General features: G+C 34.8%; 23 protein-coding genes. 13 read left to right on the plus strand and 10 right to left on the minus strand.

Translation table 11 applies throughout. The features are described from left to right. Positions 1-75 precede the first annotated feature (75 nt). Together CQZ96_RS02220 and CQZ96_RS02225 are read right to left on the minus strand one after the other, a co-directional pair. Entirely contained in the window at positions 76-1,803 is a 1,728-nt protein-coding gene (locus CQZ96_RS02220; protein WP_105712560.1) for a SulP family inorganic anion transporter, read from the minus strand. A 126-nt stretch (positions 1,804-1,929) separates the two neighbouring features. Then, on the minus strand, positions 1,930-2,241 hold the full coding sequence (locus tag CQZ96_RS02225) for an ArsR/SmtB family transcription factor (RefSeq protein WP_004720219.1): 312 nt from the start codon (positions 2,239-2,241) through the stop codon (positions 1,930-1,932). 233 nt (positions 2,242-2,474) lie between these two features. On the opposite strand from CQZ96_RS02225, the gene CQZ96_RS02230 reads away from it, so the two are divergent. The 7 genes from CQZ96_RS02230 to CQZ96_RS02260 all read left to right on the plus strand — a co-directional run bounded on the left by CQZ96_RS02230 (position 2,475) and on the right by CQZ96_RS02260 (position 9,785). After that, on the plus strand, positions 2,475-2,732 hold the full coding sequence (locus CQZ96_RS02230) for a hypothetical protein (protein WP_056511387.1): 258 nt from the start codon (positions 2,475-2,477) through the stop codon (positions 2,730-2,732). A gap of 6 nt (positions 2,733-2,738) precedes the next feature. Continuing rightward, entirely contained in the window at positions 2,739-3,482 is a 744-nt protein-coding gene (locus CQZ96_RS02235) for a hypothetical protein (protein ID WP_056511384.1), read from the plus strand. Between the two features lie 407 nt (positions 3,483-3,889). Continuing rightward, complete coding sequence (locus CQZ96_RS02240; protein ID WP_004720222.1) at positions 3,890-4,306, plus strand: YeeE/YedE family protein; 417 nt, start codon at positions 3,890-3,892, stop codon at positions 4,304-4,306. 2 nt (positions 4,307-4,308) lie between these two features. Beyond that, on the plus strand, positions 4,309-4,719 hold the full coding sequence (locus tag CQZ96_RS02245) for a DUF6691 family protein (protein ID WP_105712561.1): 411 nt from the start codon (positions 4,309-4,311) through the stop codon (positions 4,717-4,719). 6 nt (positions 4,720-4,725) lie between these two features. Continuing rightward, entirely contained in the window at positions 4,726-5,592 is an 867-nt protein-coding gene (locus tag CQZ96_RS02250; protein ID WP_105712562.1) for an MBL fold metallo-hydrolase, read from the plus strand. A gap of 534 nt (positions 5,593-6,126) precedes the next feature. After that, on the plus strand, positions 6,127-8,235 hold the full coding sequence (locus CQZ96_RS02255; RefSeq protein ID WP_105712563.1) for an EAL and GGDEF domain-containing protein: 2,109 nt from the start codon (positions 6,127-6,129) through the stop codon (positions 8,233-8,235). A gap of 494 nt (positions 8,236-8,729) precedes the next feature. After that, complete coding sequence (locus tag CQZ96_RS02260; RefSeq protein ID WP_105712564.1) at positions 8,730-9,785, plus strand: 3-deoxy-7-phosphoheptulonate synthase; 1,056 nt, start codon at positions 8,730-8,732, stop codon at positions 9,783-9,785. 576 nt (positions 9,786-10,361) lie between these two features. Here CQZ96_RS02260 and CQZ96_RS02265 read toward each other — a convergent pair. The 3 genes from CQZ96_RS02265 to CQZ96_RS02275 all read right to left on the minus strand — a co-directional run bounded on the left by CQZ96_RS02265 (position 10,362) and on the right by CQZ96_RS02275 (position 11,461). Further along, on the minus strand, positions 10,362-10,697 hold the full coding sequence (locus CQZ96_RS02265) for a hypothetical protein (RefSeq protein ID WP_105712566.1): 336 nt from the start codon (positions 10,695-10,697) through the stop codon (positions 10,362-10,364). A gap of 96 nt (positions 10,698-10,793) precedes the next feature. Continuing rightward, complete coding sequence (locus CQZ96_RS02270; RefSeq protein WP_171287866.1) at positions 10,794-11,108, minus strand: hypothetical protein; 315 nt, start codon at positions 11,106-11,108, stop codon at positions 10,794-10,796. Between the two features lie 17 nt (positions 11,109-11,125). Next, positions 11,126-11,461, minus strand: a complete 336-nt coding sequence (locus tag CQZ96_RS02275; protein WP_105712567.1) for a hypothetical protein — start codon at positions 11,459-11,461, stop codon at positions 11,126-11,128. 109 nt (positions 11,462-11,570) lie between these two features. Here CQZ96_RS02275 and CQZ96_RS02280 point away from each other — a divergent pair, with 109 nt between their 5' ends. Genes CQZ96_RS02280 through CQZ96_RS02300 form a run of 5 tightly spaced genes read left to right on the plus strand, consistent with a single transcriptional unit; the run spans position 11,571 to position 18,553 of the window. Continuing rightward, a complete protein-coding gene (locus CQZ96_RS02280) occupies positions 11,571-11,906 on the plus strand; it encodes a hypothetical protein (protein ID WP_105712568.1) in 336 nt (111 codons plus the stop codon). Positions 11,907-11,951: 45 nt separating this feature from the next. Then, the gene (locus tag CQZ96_RS02285; RefSeq protein ID WP_105712569.1) at positions 11,952-16,931 is read left to right on the plus strand and encodes an RHS repeat protein; all 4,980 of its coding nucleotides are present in this window, start codon (positions 11,952-11,954) and stop codon (positions 16,929-16,931) included. Positions 16,932-16,942: 11 nt separating this feature from the next. Then, positions 16,943-17,968, plus strand: coding sequence for an RHS repeat domain-containing protein (locus tag CQZ96_RS21585; protein WP_228722045.1), 1,026 nt, complete (start codon positions 16,943-16,945; stop codon positions 17,966-17,968). A 1-nt stretch (position 17,969) separates the two neighbouring features. Continuing rightward, positions 17,970-18,215 carry a hypothetical protein gene (locus CQZ96_RS02295; protein ID WP_105712570.1) on the plus strand — a complete coding sequence of 82 codons (246 nt, stop codon included), beginning with the start codon at positions 17,970-17,972 and terminating at the stop codon, positions 18,213-18,215. Beyond that, positions 18,215-18,553, plus strand: a complete 339-nt coding sequence (locus CQZ96_RS02300) for a hypothetical protein (RefSeq protein ID WP_228722769.1) — start codon at positions 18,215-18,217, stop codon at positions 18,551-18,553. Before CQZ96_RS02295 ends, CQZ96_RS02300 begins: the two co-directional genes overlap by 1 nt. Here CQZ96_RS02300 and CQZ96_RS02305 read toward each other — a convergent pair. Continuing rightward, on the minus strand, positions 18,543-19,139 hold the full coding sequence (locus CQZ96_RS02305) for a DUF4291 domain-containing protein (protein WP_105712571.1): 597 nt from the start codon (positions 19,137-19,139) through the stop codon (positions 18,543-18,545). The two genes, CQZ96_RS02300 and CQZ96_RS02305, sit on opposite strands and share 11 nt — an antisense overlap. Before the next feature lie 99 nt (positions 19,140-19,238). Between CQZ96_RS02305 and CQZ96_RS02310 the strand changes: the two genes are divergently transcribed. Further along, positions 19,239-19,574, plus strand: a complete 336-nt coding sequence (locus tag CQZ96_RS02310; protein WP_105712572.1) for a hypothetical protein — start codon at positions 19,239-19,241, stop codon at positions 19,572-19,574. A 76-nt stretch (positions 19,575-19,650) separates the two neighbouring features. Here the strand turns inward: CQZ96_RS02310 and gcvH are convergent, their stop codons facing one another. The 4 genes from gcvH to CQZ96_RS02330 form a co-directional block, all read right to left on the minus strand. Beyond that, positions 19,651-20,025, minus strand: a complete 375-nt coding sequence (gcvH, locus tag CQZ96_RS02315; protein WP_004720254.1) for a glycine cleavage system protein GcvH — start codon at positions 20,023-20,025, stop codon at positions 19,651-19,653. 117 nt (positions 20,026-20,142) lie between these two features. Further along, on the minus strand, positions 20,143-21,174 hold the full coding sequence (locus CQZ96_RS02320) for an AraC family transcriptional regulator (RefSeq protein WP_105712573.1): 1,032 nt from the start codon (positions 21,172-21,174) through the stop codon (positions 20,143-20,145). 93 nt (positions 21,175-21,267) lie between these two features. Next, on the minus strand, positions 21,268-21,717 hold the full coding sequence (locus tag CQZ96_RS02325) for a MaoC family dehydratase (RefSeq protein ID WP_004720258.1): 450 nt from the start codon (positions 21,715-21,717) through the stop codon (positions 21,268-21,270). A gap of 256 nt (positions 21,718-21,973) precedes the next feature. Then, entirely contained in the window at positions 21,974-22,462 is a 489-nt protein-coding gene (locus tag CQZ96_RS02330) for a GNAT family N-acetyltransferase (protein WP_105712574.1), read from the minus strand. Between the last annotated feature and the right edge of the window lie 115 nt (positions 22,463-22,577).

Here is a 22,577-nt window from a genome sequence, read left to right on the forward strand (position 1 = left end):
AAAAATTAAGATATTAAAAAATATATAGCTTTTTCAGCAATCATAATAAAAAATGTTGATAATTTAAACGATTATTTAACTAAAAGTTTGGGCATCCAATTGATGCATGGCTTGGTAATGCGTTAAATAAATATTTCCACTGAGCTGCCGAATTAAATTGGACTGTTTTAAACGATCCATGACTGGACCTTTGACTTCCGTGAGATGCATTTGAATTTTTAATTTATTTAAATCGCTGTTGATTTCTTCCAAAGTTTCTAAAGCACTTGCATCTATATTACTAATACTTGAGCAATTGATCACTACATGATGTAGCTCTGGATGTTTGCTGACTTCTAAAATGATAAATTCTTTTAAAGTATTGGCATTTAAAAAACTTAGATTTTCATCAATACGAATAGACACAATATTGGTACTGGTCAAAACATCATGTCTTGAAATATTACGAAAATGTTGCGTGCCTTCAACTAAGCCAATGACGGCAATATGCGGACGGCTAATACGCCATAACAGCAATAAAAATGTAGAAACAATACCAATAATCAAACCTGTTGAAATATCGATACACAACACCCCAAAGAATGTAACCCACATCGCAATCCCATCCGCTTTGGAATAACGCCATGTTTCGATGAAGGGTTTAAAATCAACCAATTTCCAAATGGATACCATAATGGTTACAGCGAGAATCGCTAAAGGAAGTTGTTTAAATAAACCAGTAAAATATAAACTCACAATCACGATAAAAATTGAAGATAACACACCAGCCATAGGCGTTTTTGCGCCAGCATCTGCATTGACCACTGTACGTGATAAACTGCCAGTCACAGGAAATGCTGACGTGACACCTGCACTAAAGTTGGCTAAACCCAGTGCAATCAGCTCTTGATTACTATTAAGCTCACTACGTTGCTGAAACGCTGTGGTCTGTGCAATAGAAATAGATTCGACAAAACTCACCATGGTAATCATTGCTGCACCGGGTAAAAGTTGGATCACCAAATCCCAACGCCAGTAAGGCATGGCAATTGGTGGAAATCCCGAAGGAATCTCGCCTACGGTTTTGATACCAAATTGGTCTATATGCAGGAAATGTATTAACCCAATCGAAATAAACACAAGAACCAAGGGCAGTGCTTTCACCCAGAATTGAAGAGAATGTGCAAAAGATTGGCATAACTTAGATTTAAAAAAAACCGGGATGTAAATCAAAAACAGAATGGCACAGACACCAAAAATCAAAGTCTCAATACTGGTAAAGCTAATGTATAGCCATAGGCTTTGAATAAACTCGATAATATTGCCAGATTTTAAGGGTACATCGAGCATAAATTTAACTTGGCTGAGTGCAATCAATACTGCGGATGCGATGATAAAACTCTTAATCACAGGATGGCTGATTAAACGGATTAAAAATCCAAATCTAAAAATTCCCAGTAAACTTGAAAGTATGCCAACGAGAAGTGCCAATAAACATGCTGCTTGAATATATACAGGTGAACCCACCTCATAGAGCGGTTCAAGCGTAGCAAAGGTCATCATGGAAATCAGCGCAACAGGACCAATAGAAAGTGTTGGGCTGCCACCAACAATGGCATAGATGATCATGGGTAAAATACTGGCATATAAGCCTGTCACTGGAGGCAACCCAGCAACCATGGCATAAGCCATACCTTGAGGTACAAGCATTGCAATGACGATTAAAGCAGCAAGTAGATCAGCCCTAAATTTAGGGACATTATAGTCTTGCAGCCATTGCCATGCAGGGAGTATTTTACTGAGTTGAACTTTTGGGGCAGCCATTGGAACTTCATTAGCATATTTTCATATATATTATGCAGAAAAAATGCTAAGAAAAATAGCGACAGCTAACTTATATAATAAATTGTTTGTTTTTATTTTAAATTTATCTAGATGCTAAGATGTGTATTAAACCTGCGGGCAATACAAATCATATAAGGTTGTTAATACCACCGTCAGTTTTTGATCTTTAATAGAATAATAAATTTGCTTCCCATCACGACGTGTTGAAACAACATCACTTTTACGTAACATCATCAATTGTTGAGAAAGCGTCGGTTGATTAATCTGAGTTTTTTCTTCTATTTGCGAAACATTTAACTCTTCTTGAGCAAGATGGCATAAAATTAGTAAGCGATCTGTATTGGCTAAAGATTTTAAAATAGTCACGACTGATGCAGCTGATTCACGCATTACATCAATTTCAAGATCACTAGACATCGGTAGATTCCATCCATTATTTAGCACAGTATAACTGTGTCAGGGCTTGTCGTATGGCTTTTAGCATATGTTTTTTGATGAATTTCTAAATCAATTTTGTGAATATATCTTCACATTCTGTTTTAACTTTCTACAGAAATAGATTTCCTTTGTTGACAGTTGAATAAATAGACAAAAATAAGTGATATGTTAAGATGTAACTACAGCTAAAAATCAAGCTGAGGATATTTGACATGACGACATTTACAGCAATGAAGACGACATTACGTGAGGAAGCAACAATTCCAGTGCTTGCTATAAATGCGTTTAGTGCGGCATTTAATCATGCAAGTCAGTCAAACGCTACAATCACTTATGTAAAAGATCAACAGCTGGTACAACAACACAATGGTGTGATCAAAGTTGTTGAAGATTTATCTTCTGCCTATGTGGTTCCCAAGCTTAAACACAGTGTGTTAAAACGTAAAAAGAAACAAGAGGTGATGGCATAACTTTATATGCGACAGCCGAGAATAAGAATGTTTGCTGGTCCAAATGGATCAGGTAAAAGCACAATTAAAGACTATTTAGCGCCCCATCAGATTGGGGCATATTTAAATGCAGATGAGCTTGAGAAACAATTATCTGCGACTCAAAGTTTGTGCTTAGATGATTATCATCATGATTTATCAAACGTAGCGCTACTCAAATTTTTAAAACAAAAAAAGCGTAAAAAGAATGAGCAAGTTGTTCCGCTATTATCGTTAAAACCACAAATTGTGGATGGACTCATTGTATTTGACCGAGATGAAATCGACTCCTATCTTTGCGCACGCATTATCGATTTTATTCGGATGGAATTTTTAAGGTTAAAAATAAGTTTCACTTTTGAAACTGTTATGTCGCATATCAGCAAAGTTGAGTTTCTACGTGAAGCACAGAAACAAGGCTTTAAAACGTATCTGTACTATGTGGCAACTGTTGACCCAAAAATTAATATTGGACGTGTGCAATATCGGGTCGCTACAGGTGGCCATGCTGTACCTGTGCAGAAAATCTGTGAGCGCTATTATCGCAGTTTAGATTTATTGATGCTGGCAATTGAAGCCTCAGATCGTGCATATATTTTTGATAATTCAAGTCACGGTGAAAAAGCAGCTTTTATTGCAGAGATCGAAAAGGCTGAAGTGCTAAAACTAAATCCTGTTGTAGAGTATTTCCCTAAATGGTTTGTAGACAAAGTATTGAATGAATTTAATTAATCTGATGATTAGATCTGTTTTATAAAGCAAAAAAAGATCATGTTGAGTGAAACATATTGGTATTGAAAGTTCCTTCTTACTTTGGAATAAGGCTAGCATGAAGGGGATTTTATCTTGATTTATCGTTTTAAAAAGGATTGGTAAACGAAGCCTATTGGCAAAACATTCAAAAAATCAAAATAAATTATAAGTTGTTAATTATTATTAACAAATATGATTAAAGCCATTCAGTGATTTAAATCAAAACTAAAAAATAAGCTGTGCAATTCTCTAGCAAAGCATATAGGGATTATATTTGCAGTTATGCCTTTGATTTGCATATTTCTATATATCATTATCTGAAGATGAGGTTGATTAATTTAAATAAGTATATATTATAAAAACATATATTGTATGGATTTAAAGCAATGCATGATTTTATATTGGCCTTTTTGGGTGGAGTTCTACTTGGTCTGGCTGTAGTTGGCTACTTATTTGTAAATGGTCGTGTTGCTGGGATAAGTGGTCTAATTGCACAAGTCCTCAATCCACACAGAATTTTTAAAACACCTGCTTTGTGGTTTTTATTGGGGTTATTCAGCACACCATTTATCTATGGACAGATTTTTAATCCTGAAATTGTGATGCTAACGACAAGCCCAATTTTACTTGTCAGCGCAGGTCTATTGGTAGGCTTTGGCACACGATTAGGATCAGGCTGCACCAGTGGTCATGGAATTTGTGGGATAAGTCGTTTGTCTAAACGCTCAATTGTTGCGACTTGTACCTTTATGCTGGCTGGATTTATCACTGTGTATGTGATGCGCCATGTGATTGGAGCTTAATCATGAAAAATATCTTTGCATTTATCTTTGGCGGGCTATTTTCTGTAGGTTTAATGCTTTCAGGTATGTCGAATCCAGCAAAAGTCATCGGTTTCTTAGATATATTCGGCCAGTGGGATCCAAGTCTAGCTTTTGTGATGATTGGTGCAATAGTCGTTGCATTTATTCCTTTTCAAAAAGCGATACGTAATCCTGTGACTGTGTTTAATGAAGTGATCGAATTACCAAAAAATACCCAACTCGATACAAAGTTAGTTGCAGGCGCTTTCATTTTTGGTATAGGTTGGGGAATTGCTGGAATTTGTCCAGCACCAGCATTTACATTGATTGGTTTAGGTCATTATCAAGCCTTATATTTTATTGTTGCCATGCTGTTTGGCATATTGATTCATCGCAAAGTGACAGGAGCATAATTGTTTATGAATCCATTTGTACAAGATTTTTTTGATGAAGCCAGTAATACCTTTAGTTATGTGGTGGTTGATCCTGCTACTCAATATTGTGCCATTATTGACAGTGTATTGGATTATGATGCGGCATCTGCAACAACATCGACAACACAAGCAGACCATATTATTCAGTATATTCAAATACATCATCTTACAGTGCAGTGGATTCTTGAAACACATGTACATGCAGATCATTTAACAGCTTCGCAATATTTAAAAGCACAGTTAGGCGGTCAAATCGCCATGAGTGAAAAAATTGTGACTGTTCAAGATATTTTTAGTCAAATTTATCATCTTGATTATGAGGCTTTAAAAGCACAGCATTCATTTGATTATTTATTTAAGGATCATGAAATTTTTAAAATTGGCGAGTTAGAGGCATATAATCTCCCTACACCTGGTCATACTCCCGCTTGTTTGACCTATGTGATTGGTGATGCAGCCTTTGTTGGTGATACTTTGTTTATGCCTGATTATGGCACAGCGCGTTGTGATTTTCCAAAGGGTAGTGCGGCACAACTTTATGATTCTGTAATGGAAATTTTTAACTTACCCGAACATACTCGGTTGTATTTATGCCATGATTACTTGTCAGAATCACGCCAAGATTTTCATTGTCAAACAGACATCAATACCCAACGTAAAGAAAACATCCACATCCATACAGGAGTGACTAAACAAGCCTTTATTGCGATGCGAGAACAACGTGATGCTACATTGTCTATGCCAAAACTAATCCTTCCAGCCATTCAAATCAATATGAATGCTGGTAAATTTCCTGAGCCTGAAACGAATGGTGTTCGTTATTTAAAATTACCTTTAAATTATTTTAGGTAAATTGCTTAAATTAAAATATATTTATTAAATGATAATGATTTGAATTTTTATTCAATAATTTTTAGATTTAATAATCATGATTGTTTATTTAGTTTTTTAAAATAATTTTCTTTAATATGCTTGAAAATTACGCAATGATTGATTTTTTTATGAATATTGTTAAGATTATTATAAATAAGTGCAGAACTCGATGAGGGAATTGAGTTTCTCTAAAAAAACCAAAAGAGGGAGCAGGGTTGCTGATATTACAAAAGATAAAATTTATTTATCAAGTTGATATTTAAGGATAATTTAAACAAACATAGGTTTGTCATAAATTTGAAACATACTTGAGAACTTAAAAGAATAGATTTTATAAACGTTATTGTATACAATTTAAACTTATTGGTTAAAGTGTGACTTATATCACATGGTTTTTTTAAAAAAATAACGACTCGACACTTGGGTTAAACAAGAATCTGTGGTTATTTAAAATACATATAAGTTTGAACGATGGTTTATCTTAATTTTTGTGTTGATAGATAGGATTAATTTATGGCAGGCATTTATTTACCTTTGCATTCGAGTTTGAATCAGGTGGGTTCATTTCCAAAGCCTATAACTTCTCGATCTGCACAAATTTTGAATGAAGTCAAAGAAGCTTTAGATCTAATACCACACCTTATTTGGGTGACAAAATTGGGGATTGGCTATTGTAATACCCCATTAAAAGAATTTATTGGTGTAGATACACATAATATTTGCGATTCCGATTGGATTAAATGCTTACATCCTGATGATGCAGAACATATCTATAATATTTGGATAACCGCGCAAAAAACTGGTCAACGTTTTGAAAAAGAATGTCGTATCCGCCATGTGAACGGCGATTATCAATGGTTTTTACTGATTGCTCAAAGTACGGTTTATAAACAACAGTTTTATGATTGGACCATAACTTGTACCAATATCCATGATCGTGCAACGTTATTACGCGAAACCAGCGAGTCGTTAAAAGCCAATACAGACATGCTTGATGTCAGTGTCGACTGTATCAAAATTATTACACCAGATGGTTATGTGTCACATATGAATAAATCTGGCTGTATTGCACTGCTTGGACAAGAAAAAGTAAAAACTTTTGGTATGGAATGGCTCGGACTATTGCCACCAGAAGTTCGTGAGCAGGGTAAAAAAGCCATTAAAGAAGCGGCAAAAGGGAAAAATGCTAGATTTGCAGGTAAAAGTGTCTTTGGTAATCTAACCATGTATTGGGACAATATCTTAACCCCTGTTGTCAATGAAAATGGTCAAACCACCAGTATTTTATGTGTTTCACGAGATATAACCAAACAACGCATTGCAGAAGAAAAACTCAGAGTGATCTGTGAATTTGATGAAATGACGAGTTTGATGAATCGACGTGCATTTAAAAGAAGATTAAAGGCATCAATCTCTAAAGCCAGAGAGAACCGAAGCAAAATTGGATTATTACTGATTGACTTAGATCATTTTAAGCATATCAATGACACATTAGGTCATTCTGCTGGTGATCATTTGCTTAAGGTCTTGTCTAAACGTCTCGCGCATTGTTTAGATGAGAATGCCTATATTTCAAGACTTGGTGGTGATGAGTTTGCGGTAGTAATTGACCATGTTGAAAGTCATGAACAGATCGAGGTTGTTTCCAAAAAATTATTACAACAACTTGATGCGCCTATTACTTATAGCGGTAAATTGCTGAATGGTGGTATGAGTATCGGTGGTTCAATTTATCCGCATGATGCCAAAGATGGTTCAGGATTGTTGAAATGTGCAGATGCTGCTTTAAATGACCTTAAAGAACGTGGTCGTGGTGGTATTCGTATGTTTGGTGTAGACATGTTTGAAATTGCCCAAAGTAAAGCGAAGCAATTAAATACAGCACGTCAAATTATCCGTAACAATCAAGTTGAACCATTTTACCAACCTAAAGTGAAACTGGATGATTGCTCAATTATTGGTTTTGAAGCATTACTCAGATGGCGTGATGTAGAGGGCAATGTTTATTTACCAGCAACAGTTGCTGAAGCATTTAATGATTTTGAGTTAGCGACCAAAATCAGCGAAACCATGCACGATAAAATATTTACAGATATTTCTCATTGGATCAAGCAAGGTTTTAACGTTGTACCGATTTCAATCAACGCTTCACCTGTAGAGTTTATGCGGGATAATTATGCTGAAATTTTATTAAAGCGCTTAACCCAGTATGCCATTCCACATCATCTTGTTGAAGTCGAGATTACTGAACATGTCTTGGCTGATCGTGGCTATGAATATGTCATTCGCGCGTTAAAAAAACTTAAACAAGAAGGCGTGCGGATTGCCTTAGATGACTTTGGAACAGGGCATTCATCGATGACGCATATTCGTGATTACCCTGTAGATAGTTTAAAAATTGACTATAACTTTGTAAATCGTATGCATGAAGAAAAGTCAATTAAAGCGATCGTGGAAGGAATTGCAAAATTAGGTCCAATTCTTTCTTTAGATATTATTGCAGAAGGGATTGAAACGATTCAGCAGCTTGAAAATTTAAGAGCCGTGGGCTGTAAATTCGGCCAAGGTTTCTTATTTAGCCAAGCGATTTGTGCTGAACAAGTGCAAGAAATGTTGCAGTGATGGGCTTTGGATTAACAACAATGATTGGGTTAAATTGTGCCTTAACTCAATCATTTGTATTCCATACATAAAATATAGAAAAACTTTAAAAAAGGGCTTGAAAAGTCTACAGACTACAGGTATTGTAAATTCAATATAGATTTTTATGAACGACATAAAGATGAAAAAGCAACCTGTAATCGCTACTTCTTATTATTTCTGGCAATTCTTTAGATAATTGCCTGAAGTCGTTCGGGCAATGAATTGGTTGCCCATCAAAGTTAATACCTGATCGGCAACACCGATCAGGTTTTTTTATATCTGAATGTTAAAAATATTTTGAATCAATTAAGTGTAAAGATTTTGGAGAATGTCATGATGAAATTTAACTACGTATACTTTAGCAACTTTTATTGGACTTACTTTGGTCAAGTGAAAAACCTGATCGCCCATTTGAATAGATCCCATACGCTCAAATAAAAGTTCGGACTTTAGAGAGTCCAAAGGAATACATCATGAATGCACTAAATATTGCTTTACAACAAAATCAAACCATAGAAACTCAACTCAGTTTGCCTTATGAGTTAAAAGAAAAATTTGCATTAAAACATAAGCTCGCTTTACAGATCGCCGAGCAACGTCAAACAATTGAAAATATTCTCGATGGTACAGATGATCGTCTGCTGGTGATTACTGGCCCATGTTCTATTCATGATGAAAAATCCGCATTGGAATACGCAGATCGCTTAATACAATTACAAGAAAAAGTGTTAGATCAGATCTTTCTAGTGATGCGTGCATATATTGAAAAACCACGTACAACTGTGGGCTGGAAAGGGTTTTTATACGATCCAAATTTAGATGGATCTGCCAATATGCAATTGGGTTTAGAAAAATCACGCCAATTGTATTTACAAATTATTGAAAAAGGCTTGCCGATCGCCAGTGAAATTCTAAGCCCTATGGCAACTGCATATTTTGATGATTTATTGGCTTGGGGTGCAATTGGTGCACGTACCAGTGAATCACAAATTCATCGTGAAATTTCAAGTCATATGCCTTTTAGTATTGGCTTTAAGAATGGTACAGATGGCTCGATTCAAATCGCTTTAGATGCAATTCAATCAGCAAGTCATTCTCATCAATTTCTTGCCATGGGTCAAAAGGGATTACCTTGTATTGTACATAGTCGTGGTAATCCTTTAGCACACATCATTTTACGTGGTTCAAATAAGGGCACAAACTATGATGCAGAATCGATTCAGCAGATCCGCCAACAGCATCAAGGGAAATTACCCGCATTGCTGATTGATTGTAGTCACGGTAACAGCAGTAAAGATCCTTTAAAGCAACCGTTGGTTTTACAGCAAATTATTGAAGAAAGACATGTAACCCAAGTACGTGGTGTAATGCTAGAAAGTCATTTGGTGGATGGTAATCAAAAAATCTCTTGTGATATGACTTATGGTCAATCTGTTACAGACGGTTGTTTGGGTTGGAATAAGACGGAGCAATTGTTGTTGGATGTTGCAGAGCAGCTTTCGAAACAGGATTTGTTGCAGATGGCGTAAAACACAGTATCGAATTGTGTCTTTATAATTTTGAAATATCCCTTTATCCCCTCATATTTTTATATGATGGGATAAAGGGTAAAGTTTTTTATTTTGGTTGTACTTGAATCACTTTACAGTAGCCATTGCCAGAATATGGTTCAACATACACTTCTACACTTCTACACTTCTACACTTCTACACTTCTACACTTCTACACTTCTACACTTCTACACTTCTACACTTCTACACTTCTACACTTCTACACTTCTACACTTCTACACTTCTACACTTCTACAGTTCTCTTTTTTTTATACCAATGTGCCAAAGTCACTGTAAGAATAACTTTACTTGTTTGGGGAATAAGCATCCACCCATAAGGAGTGCCATTACAAATAGTTGGAAGGTTTTCTGGTTCAAGCCGAATGAGTAATCCTTCCGAAATACTCGTGATAGATGTCATATTTCCTGATACATATATCTCAGCTGCAAAAACTTACTGAGTTAATAATACTGAAAGTAATAGAGTTTTTTTCATTTTTAGTGCCTTATTTTTAAAAATTAACTTTTGAATTTAGGGGATCTATCCATAGCCAATTAATCATTTAAAATATAGTGATAAAGCCCATCGGCTAAAGTCCAAGGTTGGAAATCGGAACAAGCCTGTGGACCAGAAAAAAATAATGTTACTGTTCTTTTTGTAACTTGAGCAGTGAGTAATACTGCAAACAATTTATTGCAATTTGTTGGAGAAATTTCATTTAAAGTTGTTGAGGTGCTGCATAGTAAAGGGCTGCTTAAACCACCTACACTGGAGGCAAAAACTCCGCCAGTACGTGGATTTATTGATACTCCACTTACTTTTCCTGTGCACATTGCAGCAAAAACTGATTGATTGATTAAAATGAGTAGTAAAAAAATAATATTTTTCATTTGGATCGCCTCTGAATTAAATTCAATAAAATTAGTTTATAAGAAGAAACCCTTGGTGCTGTGGCAAATGATGTCAAAGTATGAAAATTTCTTGAATTACCACATTCTTACCATCCATGGTACGGTTACATAATCAGTTTCATCACAATCATAATTGTCCTGTATATAACGCAAAGTTATATTCTTTTTCATTGCATATGCTTGCATTAGGATACCTAAGTATGGCTTCGTTGATGGTTTTGACCACGAACCAATTTGTTTCCAGGATTCTCGACCATTTGGAGATTTAAGTAATGCTAATAAATCTGTATCTTGTGTTTGAATTTGCATTACTTTATAAGGACCACAATCCACCTGAGCAAAAGAGATATTGCTGAAAAATGCACTAATAAAAATAATTATAATTTTCATAAGTATACCTTGCTAAATTAATAAATATGAAACCACAAGATAGATGGTCTACCATCTGATGAACATCCATCTAAATAAACATCTACAAATTTCTTACTTAAATAAGCTGCGTAAAGTGAGGCATATGTTCTTTTTCCATTTGTAGTGCTAGCGTCAAAACGGAATTGATTTACATTTTTATATGGACAAGACAAAGTGTTACCAAAAGGCTCCCCTGATAAACTTGCATAACATGTTCCGTCTACATGATGGCAACCAATGGTAGTAATTTTCCGATATGTAATATTCTCACCAGCAAATAAAGGCGTACTTCCCAACATTAAGATAAGAGTCAGCATAATTTTCTTTATCACTTTAGTCTTCCTAATTAATTTATGGATTAATTGTGTTGAACTTGTGTTTTTTCTTAAAAATATGTATTTTTTATATACAACTTATTAGAAAAAGTAAATAGGGTTAAAAATGAAAAAAGTATTGTTCTTCGTTTTGTTGATGTCTCAACTAGTGTTTGTTGGGAATGTTTTAGCCAGTACATACACTGGAAAAGTCTCTGCGATTAATGTTAGAGACGAAGATGGACTTGTATGGATTACGATCCAAGGAGAAAGAACAGGTAATAGGCCTGCTTGTGCAACTTATTGGTATATGGTAATTAAAAATGAAAATAGCCCAGCAGGGAAAAGGCAGTTGGCAATGCTGATGATGGCTAAGGCTACAAATAAACCAGTAGTTATCGATGGAGCTGGTACTTGTAATCGTTGGGGAGATGGAGAAGATATCAGCACAGTTTCAATTTAGAAAAATAAACATAAAAAGTAGATAATATTTTAATAGGAACAACTTATGAGAATAATACTAAGTTTTGTTTTAAGTCTATTGAGCTCAATGCTTTATGCAGGTCCTATAGACTGGTCTGTTGCAATGACATCTTTTCCATCAGATCAAAGTGTAGGCGATACAGGACAAGAAAAAACACCGAATGGTTATGTCGATTTAATGAGTGGTAACCTTGTTTATGATGTACCCGAAGTCACATTAAAAGGAGAGCGGGGACTGAATTTTACTCTGTCTCGTTCTTATGGAAAAGTAAATAATGGTTTTCGCTCTATGGGAAACTGGGAGCTAGAGTCACCAAGATTGGTGATGATGACTGGAGCATCGACTAAACTTAAAGGTGATGGCGGAGCTGGTATATGCATAGCCAATGGTGACGCCAAAACTGGGAATAATAATTTTGGAAATCCTATCTACGATACGAATATTATTGATAGCGGATATAAAAATGAAACTAGTGAAGATTTTTTATCATTAGCTAATGCGAACTATTTTAAAAATTTAGCTTATGCGATTGCTGTATCTACAGCAGCACAAAGAAACGTTGATCCGCGATCAAATGAAAATGTTGGATTAGCATTTCAAATTGACACCAGAATTCCTTATAATCCCTTAGGTGGAATACCTGGGATGAATACTACTGTTCCAGCTGCACTACAAGCTTATAGTAACTTATTGTTATCTGAAAATAAAAAAGACAATGAAGCTGTAATTAATGCTTTAGTTACTAATTTAAATATTTCATTGTTTATGTATAAAACTGCTCTTGAAAATAATAAAATAATTAAAGTATCTATTAGAACTAATTATGGTGTAAAGGAGATTTATAAAAACTCAAATAGCTATGATGTATTTGCTAAAGAATTAGTTGAAAATTTTAGTAGTAGTTTACTAGGAATGCAAAATATTGATATTAGTTTTTATATTAAGGGTTCTAATTCAGCCGTGGTTTTAAAAGATGGTAATGGAAGACCAGTCAATATGGCAGGTTTTATTACTTCTGTAAATACAAATGCATATGCAAATACATTATTGGCACTACTTGAGAAAAAATGGAATGGCTATGGTGTTGTTGATTCAACAAAATGGGAGTATTCAAAATTTTATTCCTCTAAAGCGGATTTTTCTTTATATTCACAGGTAGACTCTCGTCAAAGACCAATTACACTGTATCTTCCTGGTCAAAAAAATATTACATTCTATCCAATTAAAAGTAATGTAGCAGGTTATCCTCAATCAGCTCGTTATATCTCTCAAGATAACTGGTTTATTTCATGTGAAAATGGTGGAAATGATTTTAGAGTACGAGCTCCGAATGGGACTAATTATTTATTCCCTAGCCAAAATAGAGAAAACCAAACAGGCTTTCCAACTGTATTTGCAAGTCAATATATTGCGGGACGTGTAAGCATTTATGCCTCAAAAGTAGAAAATCAGTTTGGTGAATCCTATCTCATGAATTATCATAAGATGGAAAATACCAATCAGACCTATCAAGGCTATAATAATTCATCTAAATTATTTTTAGAAAGTATTAAGCATCAACTTGACGGAAAAGATATATCAGCCAATGATGAAGTCGTATTGTCATATGCTAAATATAAAAATGGATCAATAGTTACAGAAAATAAAAATGATTTTTCTAATTTCGAAGGTGACGTAGTTTTAACTAAAATTAACCGATACATAAATAATAAATATTTAGTATGGAAAGCCTATGTATATTACCAAGGGAGTAGAAGTAACTATCTAAATAATGACACTATTCCAGGCAGTACCAATACTGTTAGTCAGGTTCAAAATAAACAAGCTGCAAGTGTCTATTTGAGAACTGTTGGTGATATAAGTGGAGATGCGATTACATATGATTATGGTGGACCGTATCGAATCGTAGGAAACCATCCTAAGTCTGTTAATGGTGTTACTTCACAAGGCTATATGTGGTTTTATAGTGATTTGACTGGGATTAAATATTTTAAAGGCTCTTCAAATGGTCTTGTAAATGCGAAATCTGTTGGTTGGTCGTATTATCTTTTTAACGAGTCTCGTCCAGGCTTTGTTGAAACTAAATCATTTAAAGTAAACAGTTCTAGCTATACAGGCGTAGATATTAATCCATTACAAATTATCTATAACTACGGTCGAAATAAAGATAACAAAGAACAAACAACAACAGTAACAACAAAGGACAATACGACAGGTTTATCTAAAGTATATGTTTATGTCATGAATGCTTTTGAAGGTGGTAGTGCTGAAAGTTTTCAACATGGGCTACTTAAAAAAGTAACAATTGATGCACGTACAGAATCCTATAATTGGACAACATTAAACCCTATTGGGCAGAAGCCAAAAACAACCAGCGATAACTATACTGATTATGAAGATGTGTTATTTGTAAGGTTATATTTTAAAACGATTAATCATCATGGTACATATAGCACGATTTATAGTAATTTTGATCAATATGGAAACCCACAAGTAACTGAATTTACAGGTTTAAATGGTTCTCGTTCAATTTCGTTACCAGTTACGTATATTGCTTATTTTAATGCAGATCCTACAAATGCTTCAGTCAATGATGGTAACTTACCTTGGATTATAGGTTTACCTCGTGAAAAGGCTTCAGGATACTACACTACACAATCTCTTGAATATGACGCTCAAGGTGCAATCAAGAAGGAAAGCAAAGAAGGACGTATCTCCAAATTTAAATATGAAACTGTTTCATTTAGTTCATGCTTAGGTAACCTTACTGATTTTGCTTGGTCAAAATTTGCTAATTGTTTTTTAAGCTATGTTGCAGGAGATAAACATACAGGCTTACCAATCGAAGTTGATGTGGGTAATGGTCAACAAATTACTCAATACTCTGCCTATAAAAAAGGTATACCCGCCAATATCCGTTTAGCCAATGGTGGCCTAGAAACCAATGTGATCGATGACTTTGGTAATATTATTTTCCATACAGATGCAGATGGTGTTCGTTCACAAAACCAATATGACGATGCAGGTCGTTTAAAAATTGAAACACCAGTTATTGGTTTAAGCTATACAACTATTGATTACAATGGTTTAAACATTGTAAGAACAATGCAAAATGGCGCAAGTTATAACAAAACAGAAAAATATAATGGTGATGGTTTACTGATCTATTCTGCTGTAAATACATCAAATAAGACGGTGGTAAATTCAAGTAAATATGATGCTTTTGGAAATGTAATCTTTAGTTCAAATCCATCTACTGGAAGTACAAGTGAGGGGATTTCTACAAGTTATGATGTCTTTGACCGACCAAAAACTGTAATTGATAATGGCGTAACCGTAAACTACTGCTATCAATCATGTGGTGGGCGTAACGGTGCTATTGCATTAACAACAGATGCTTATGGTGTCACTGAAACTGATTATTTGGCTGCTGGCGATTTTAGTGCAAATCTAAAAACACTGGTCAGTCGTAAAGGTGGTGATGGTTCTGTATTCACAACCTCAACTGAATATAATTTAGGTTTATTAAAACCAACAATTGCAACTTCAGGTGCTTCAACACAAAGCTATAGTTATAACAGTAATGGCACATTGGCGACCGAAAAAGACAATAATATCAATGGGCAAAAGAGTTATGGTTATGATGCGACTGGGCGAATTAAAACCATTAGCCATCAAGATGGTTCAGTTGAAACTATTGAATATTATCCAATTAATGATTTGATTAGTTCTCGTGCTTGGCGTGGTATAACCACCAATTATGGCTATAGCTTAGCAGGGCGTTTAAATTCAACCAATAATGCCAATACTTCGCAAGGCTATGGTCGTGATGGTTTTGGTCGTGTTGTAACGCTGACACAAAATATTAACTCCAATAATGCTAATTATGGTTATACCACCACATTTGGTTATAACAACTTGAACCAAGTGGTTTCGATCATTTATCCAAACGGCAAATCTGTTAATTTGTCAGATCAAAATGCTTTGGGTGAAGTCTATTCAATACCTAGTGTGATTCAAGGGCTTAACTACAATATATTGAGTCAACTTACATCTGTACAAGCAAATGCTGATGTAGCTTGGACGTATTCGTACTCAAACAATGGTTTACCTACAGGTGTAAGTTCTACAAGTTTGAACAAATGTGTACTGAATATTGGTTATGGCTATGATGCATTAAATCGTATCAATAGAATGAGTGATCATTGTGGTGCGACCTATAACGCAACAATTGACCGTTTCGGTACAGGCTTAATGAAACAGATTGAGCTTGATCAGGCACGTTATCAGTATTTATATAACAATGATGATATTAGTTCAGTCAATATTACCTCTAAGAGTCAAATCGTTGCGCCTGCTTCCTACACTTATAACTATGTGAATGGAACATCTCGTTTAGCGAATGTTAGTGGTTCAGCATATAACTTTAGCTATGATGCGATGGGGAATGTCACCAATGATGGTGTCCGTGCCTTAGATTATGATGCTTACTATCGTATCAGTAAAAATGGTAATGAAAGCTATATCTATAATACAGATGGTTTGCGTGTTCGCGCAGTTCGTGATGATGGTATTACTGACTATATTTATGATTCAGCAGGTAATCTGGTCTATGACATTAACCATCAATCAGGTTATAGCAAAGCTTATGTTTATGTTGCTGGAAAATTAGTTGCAACTTTAGAACGTTATCCAGATACCAACAGTAAAGGCTTTGATTTGATGAATGATTTCGAAGGGGCCGAGTTTGGTATTAAGAGCTTGTTAGAGAGTTATGTGGATAGTGATGATGATGGTTTACCTGATTATATCGAACGCTTTATTGGTTCTGATCCAAATAATCCTGACTCAGATGGTGATGGTCATAAAGATGGTTATGAATACAAATTATTGGGTGCGAAAGGTGTTTTAGACCCGCTGATTCAACCAAGTGAACCAGATCCTGATGAAGATATGGCAGCATGGTTGCCTGCAATCTTAGATATGATCTTAGAAGATGACTAAGGGGATAAATCATGAAAACAAAAATGAAAAACTTAATGAAAAATAACAATATGCAGTCAAATAAGATCTGGTTGATAACAGTTCAATTGATTGTATTAAGTCTCTTCCTAGTTCTTAGTCAGCTCACGCTGGCTAAGGATCGGATTCAATATCATGTTCAGAACTTTGATGGTTCAACTTTAAAGGTGATCAATGAACAGGGTGTGGTCAGTCAGTCTTATCAATACGCACCTTTTGGTCAACAATTGCAATATAAGAAACCAAGCAATTTAAAGAATCCCAATGCTTTTGTTGGTGGGGTTCAAGATGCTGATGATTTGGTTTATTTAAAGCAACGTCACTATAACCCTGTATTAGGAAGATTTTATCAGCCTGATCCAGTGACTTTTATTATGAAAGGTCATGGACAGACCAACCGTTATCAATATGGATGGAATGATAGTTATAGCTTTAACGATCCTAGTGGTCAGGCTGCTCAACTTGCTTTTGTTCCACTAGTATTATGGATTGCTGACAATCTTAGGTCTGATACACCTAATGCAAACAATTTACCACCTAGCGGTATTGGTGATGCTGCTATAGCTGGTTATGGAGGAGCTTCCTTACTATTCTCAGCAAGATTAGCTTCAATGTCTACTGCGGAATTAAGCTATTATAATATAGTTCAAAACGGTGCATCAATTTCACCTGTAGTTTGGTTGACTCCATCAGCATTACAAGGAACGAGCCCTATTTTATGGGATGGCGCTTATGCAACTAGACAAATTTTAGGTACAACTACAACGCCCGCTGGTCGCTCTATTAATTTTCATGCTGCTGAAAGAATGGTTTTTCCACCAAAAGGAAGAATACCCATGTCTCCAAAAGAGATAGATGCCGTACTTGACGGAGCTACTAATATTAGAAAGATGACTTACAACATATATGGAGATACTTTAACTATTCAAAATAAAAATATGTTAGGAAGTCCTCAAGTTATAGTTGATGCCCAAACAGGTAATAGAATTATCACTGTAATAAATCCAAGAGCTAAATAATATGAAACTAACTATACTTAATGATAGAATTCAAAACTTTATTGATAAAAAAGATATTTCAATAAAAAATGCTCAAGAAATTGATTTTTTATTGAGTAAATTAAGTATTGATAATGAAGTAATTGATGATTTAATTTTAATGATAGCGTTATATGTACCAGGTGGAGGAGATTTTTTATTGGATGAAGATCAAATTATTATGCAATTAAGTAAAGCAAAAGAAATACTTAAAAATTTATCTAATTAATGATATCTGATATAGATTTAGATATTTTTTTAATAATTAGAAATATATATTTTAGTTTAAGAGAATGGCATTATGAGCATGAAAATATTATTTGTACCTTTTCTAGGCAAGAGAGTTGTGAATATATTGATTTTTTATATGAACCTATAATATTTGTACCCCAATATTTAGTAGGTTTTGAGGAGAGATCAATTGCAAGAAGGGCTTTCTTTGGATTCGGAAGAAATATTTCTTGTCCCAAAGCTTTGGAATATCTGAATCAATTTCTTAATGATCCAGACCCAACACTAAGAGGATTTGCCGATGAACAATTTAAGATCTTAGGAATTAAAGTTTAGCCACATCAATAGTTTGATCTGGAATATAAATACTTTCATTAGGAAGTAATAAGCTTGCTTCCTTAAATTTATGCTCTACTACTAAATTAGAGATTTCTTTTGCTTCTTCTGTTATATCAATGATATCAGTTACCCATTTATTGATGTAATGTTCAACTGCAATTCCACTTAGACCGATCTGAATAGCTCTGTATTTTAAAGATTCTAATAATAAATTTCGTTCAGGATCCCATTGTATTCTTACAGGAGTTTTGGATTTAACTATATTCCATTCATCTTCTTTAATTGCTATAGGCTTATGGCTTGAACAACTATGACTTAATGCCCAGTCGAAGCCATCTTTTGATATATCTATTGCTAAAATTTTTTGTTGCTTATTATCTTGATGTCCCCAACCAGCGCGATACATCATCCAAAGAAATGAAGGCTTTATCCATGTCATTCTAGTCATTTTGAAATGAGGATTATCCTTAAGTGATTTATTTCTAATTGCTAATGAGGCTAATTTATTAGAAAAAGCTTGATATACTCTAATGGCAGATTCTGTTTGAAAAGCCCGAATAACTTTTTCATCATATTTATTCATTTTTTAACTCAGATAAAAATATGATTATATTTTATAGTATAAATTGATAATTGGATCATTCTTGTTATAATAATTTAAAATATAAAAATTGGTCAACACATGAAAAATATACTTATAGCATTATGCTTTAATCTACTATTTTGCAATTCTGTATTTGCAAATAGTCCATTCTCACCCACAAAAATAAGTGGATTAGTCGTACATGATAACGGAACAGATATAATTATTGAATTGAAAGCTAATGTAGCGACAGGTGAGGGATGTCAAATAACAAATCAAGTAGTATTAAGAAAAACTCATCCATTATTCAAAGAAGTGTATGCTGCACTTTTATCTGCTTTTCATAGCCAAACTGTAATTCAAGGTTGGATTAATGGTTGCCATACTATAGGAGAAAGAAGACCTATTCTTACTCGTCTTGATTTAAAAAAATAATTTTAATCAAATTTTAAAAACAAAAAAAGATCAGACTCATCTGATCTTTTTGTTTTCCAGCATATAGATTTAAAAATTAAAGCCCAGCTTCATATTCGCTATTGCTGAGTAACTTTTCAACATCTGCAATATTGTCTGGTTTAATTTTATAAATCCAGCCTTTGCCATAGGGGTCATCATTAACAAAATCTGGATCATCTTCGAGTGCAGTATTCACTTCTACAACTTCACCAGAAACAGGCGCATGAATATCAGATGCTGTTTTAACGGATTCAACTACACCAGCCTGAGCGCCAGCAACCACATGGCTACCTACTTCAGGCGCTTCAACGTAGACTAAGTCGCCTAAAGCATCTTGAGCATGGTCAGAAATACCAGTAATCACAAGATCACCTTCAATTTTTACCCATTCATGTGTAGCTGCATATTTCAAATCTGAAGGATGATTCATAATGACTCCATTAATCAATTTATTTTTGGCACGAGTTATACAGGTTTTTTAATCAAAACAGAAAGCAGAGATACTGATAAACTTATTCATCGAAACAAATAATCATGATAAATCACATTATAAGTATGGGTCTTTGCGCCAACTACTTGGGCTACGACCACTCCAGCGTTTAAATGCACGACTAAAGTTTGCAACATCACTATATCCGAGTTCATCTGCAATTTGTTCCAGTGTATAGTCAGTACGGGAAAGTAACGATGTGGCATGGCGATAACGTACTTCATCTACCAGTGTAGAGAAAGAAGTACCTTCGGCAGCCAACTGACGCTTTAATGTACGGTCTGACATATGCAGACGATCTGCGACATTTTCAATACTTAAATAATGCTGTTCCGAATGAGTCAAGATATCACGTACGCGCATCGCCAAACGACGTCTTTCACCCAAAGCTGAAAGTTCTGCTTCACATTGATTAATCGCAATTTGACTGGCAATCGGGTCAGCATTGACCATTTTTAAGCCCAAGTAGGATTTGTCAAAACTTGCAATGAGGTGTGGCTGTTCAAAACGCATATTGTATTGCTTTGCCAGTTTCTCGATGTATTTTTCAAAGCCATCAGGCTTGGGAAAATCAAAATCGATATCGCCATGCAAATAATCAATACCAGTTAAGGCTTTTGCCATTGTCATAATACCAAAGGTTAGCCCCATTACAATTTCTGTGCGCAAAGGTTCGATTTCGATATCACATTGCAATTGAAGTGTGGCTTTTTCACCAAAAGTAGAAAAATACAATTGTAGAAAGGGCATACGCAACTGGATAAAGCGGTTGGCTAAGACAAGCGCATCGGTAATATCGTGTGCTGTCATGATGGCATAACCAATAAAGCCATGGATTGAAATACGCATTTGTGTACCAAGATGAAAGCCTAAGGTGCTTTCACCTGTAAGTTTTAATGCGTGTTTAATCAATTCATTGGCAAGTGGTGTCGGAATCCGACACTCAGGATCTGCTAACTGTTCGCTGGTAAAATTAAAGGGTGCGAACAGTGTTTCTGCGCTATATCCCCAACGAGAAACAATATCTAATAATAATAGTCCATAAACACCAGGAATTCCCTGATCTTGGCGAGCTGAGACTGTTTTCATGTGCTTTCCATTGCTCTGAACATTGTTTTTACTTGTTTAATCATATTGTCATGATATGGAAAAACCCTTAAATATTGTAAGACAAATTTAGGATTAATGTGCATCAAAATTGCGTTTAAATACCACAATTTTAGTGGTTGAAATCAGCAATACATCATCATCTTGATTTTTTGCTTGTGTTACATAGGTCACAATTGCGCGATCATTTTTGGTTTTAGAGGGCTGGATAGATACAATTTCGACATCAACATGTATTTTATCGCCCACACGCGTGGGTTTTGGCCATCTTAAACTTGATTCTGAACCAATTAAGCCATAAGCAACAGGGAAGCATTCTGTCCAAAGACGCATGGTGACGGCAGACGTATGCCATCCACTTGCAGCAAGTCCTTTAAAAATCGGGTGATCTTTGGCTTTTTCAGCATCAGTATGGAAAACTTGCGGATCATACTTATGTGCAAACTCTAAAACCTCATCCAAAGTCATTTCGTACTCACGACTTTTAAAATGATCACCAATATTTAAATCTTCCAAATACAACATTGTTTATACATTCCCTTAATTTCACACAATACTCATAAATGATGATGTTCTACGCATAAAAATTAAATTATTTAAACTTTTTCATTGTAAATCACCATTAAGCAATTTCAATGACTGTTTTGCCAATCATCCATTTTTTTAAGTGGTATTGAAATATCACTCAAAATATCGAGTGATTTAGACCATAATAATATTGTGTAATGTCCTGAAAGTAATGAAAATACGACCAAAGTGAATTGAGCAAGCTTATGACGCGTTAAAGCAATGTTTTAAGCATCCAAACTTCACAAACATGACTATGACCAGTATTACCTTTAGGCTGTGATAAATGTTTAAAGCCTAACTTTTCATAGAGTTTAATGGCTTGCCATAAATCTTGAGTGGTTTCTAAATAACAAGACTGAAAGCCTTGTTGTTGCGCAAATTCAAAACACTTTTCCAAAATTTTCTTAGCAAATCCTAAACCACGAAGTTCAGGCAAAAAATACATCTTTTGAATCTCTAAAATAGTTGCATCACCTTGTAATGGTGAAAGACCTCCGCCACCAACAACTCGCCCATTTGCATCCTCAATGACCCAATATTGAGCATTGGGTTGAGCATATACCTGATATAAATCATCCAGGATCGGGTCGGCTACAGCAAAGCCTGATTCAGGTGCTAAGCCAAATTCTTTAGATACCTCACGAATGACTTGTGCGATCGACGGATTGTCTTGTATTTGTATCGTTCTAATTTGGTACATAAGTAAATGAAAATAAAAAAGGTAGAATTTTTATAACAAAATTTCTACCTTTTGTGATCAGTTAAAAATTCAACTGATCAAAACTTTAGCAATTGAATAGTGATAAATAAGTAAT

The sequence above is a fragment of the Acinetobacter sp. MYb10 genome (genome assembly GCF_002980175.2).
Classification (GTDB): Bacteria; Pseudomonadota; Gammaproteobacteria; order Pseudomonadales; family Moraxellaceae; genus Acinetobacter; species Acinetobacter guillouiae.

Bases quoted from the DNA above. Each gene is read 5' to 3' on its own strand.
- CQZ96_RS02220 (WP_105712560.1), bottom strand. From the start codon at position 1,803: ATGGCTGCCCCAAAAGTTCAACTCAGTAAAATACTCCCTGCATGGCAA.
- CQZ96_RS02225 (WP_004720219.1), bottom strand. From the start codon at position 2,241: ATGTCTAGTGATCTTGAAATTGATGTAATGCGTGAATCAGCTGCATCA.
- CQZ96_RS02230 (WP_056511387.1), top strand. From the start codon at position 2,475: ATGACGACATTTACAGCAATGAAGACGACATTACGTGAGGAAGCAACA.
- CQZ96_RS02235 (WP_056511384.1), top strand. From the start codon at position 2,739: ATGCGACAGCCGAGAATAAGAATGTTTGCTGGTCCAAATGGATCAGGT.
- CQZ96_RS02240 (WP_004720222.1), top strand. From the start codon at position 3,890: ATGCATGATTTTATATTGGCCTTTTTGGGTGGAGTTCTACTTGGTCTG.
- CQZ96_RS02245 (WP_105712561.1), top strand. From the start codon at position 4,309: ATGAAAAATATCTTTGCATTTATCTTTGGCGGGCTATTTTCTGTAGGT.
- CQZ96_RS02250 (WP_105712562.1), top strand. From the start codon at position 4,726: ATGAATCCATTTGTACAAGATTTTTTTGATGAAGCCAGTAATACCTTT.
- CQZ96_RS02255 (WP_105712563.1), top strand. From the start codon at position 6,127: ATGGCAGGCATTTATTTACCTTTGCATTCGAGTTTGAATCAGGTGGGT.
- CQZ96_RS02260 (WP_105712564.1), top strand. From the start codon at position 8,730: ATGAATGCACTAAATATTGCTTTACAACAAAATCAAACCATAGAAACT.
- CQZ96_RS02265 (WP_105712566.1), bottom strand. From the start codon at position 10,697: ATGAAAAATATTATTTTTTTACTACTCATTTTAATCAATCAATCAGTT.
- CQZ96_RS02270 (WP_171287866.1), bottom strand. From the start codon at position 11,108: ATGAAAATTATAATTATTTTTATTAGTGCATTTTTCAGCAATATCTCT.
- CQZ96_RS02280 (WP_105712568.1), top strand. From the start codon at position 11,571: ATGAAAAAAGTATTGTTCTTCGTTTTGTTGATGTCTCAACTAGTGTTT.
- CQZ96_RS02285 (WP_105712569.1), top strand. From the start codon at position 11,952: ATGAGAATAATACTAAGTTTTGTTTTAAGTCTATTGAGCTCAATGCTT.
- CQZ96_RS21585 (WP_228722045.1), top strand. From the start codon at position 16,943: ATGAAAACAAAAATGAAAAACTTAATGAAAAATAACAATATGCAGTCA.
- CQZ96_RS02295 (WP_105712570.1), top strand. From the start codon at position 17,970: ATGAAACTAACTATACTTAATGATAGAATTCAAAACTTTATTGATAAA.
- CQZ96_RS02300 (WP_228722769.1), top strand. From the start codon at position 18,215: ATGATATCTGATATAGATTTAGATATTTTTTTAATAATTAGAAATATA.
- CQZ96_RS02305 (WP_105712571.1), bottom strand. From the start codon at position 19,139: ATGAATAAATATGATGAAAAAGTTATTCGGGCTTTTCAAACAGAATCT.
- CQZ96_RS02310 (WP_105712572.1), top strand. From the start codon at position 19,239: ATGAAAAATATACTTATAGCATTATGCTTTAATCTACTATTTTGCAAT.
- gcvH (WP_004720254.1), bottom strand. From the start codon at position 20,025: ATGAATCATCCTTCAGATTTGAAATATGCAGCTACACATGAATGGGTA.
- CQZ96_RS02320 (WP_105712573.1), bottom strand. From the start codon at position 21,174: ATGAAAACAGTCTCAGCTCGCCAAGATCAGGGAATTCCTGGTGTTTAT.
- CQZ96_RS02325 (WP_004720258.1), bottom strand. From the start codon at position 21,717: ATGTTGTATTTGGAAGATTTAAATATTGGTGATCATTTTAAAAGTCGT.
- CQZ96_RS02330 (WP_105712574.1), bottom strand. From the start codon at position 22,462: ATGTACCAAATTAGAACGATACAAATACAAGACAATCCGTCGATCGCA.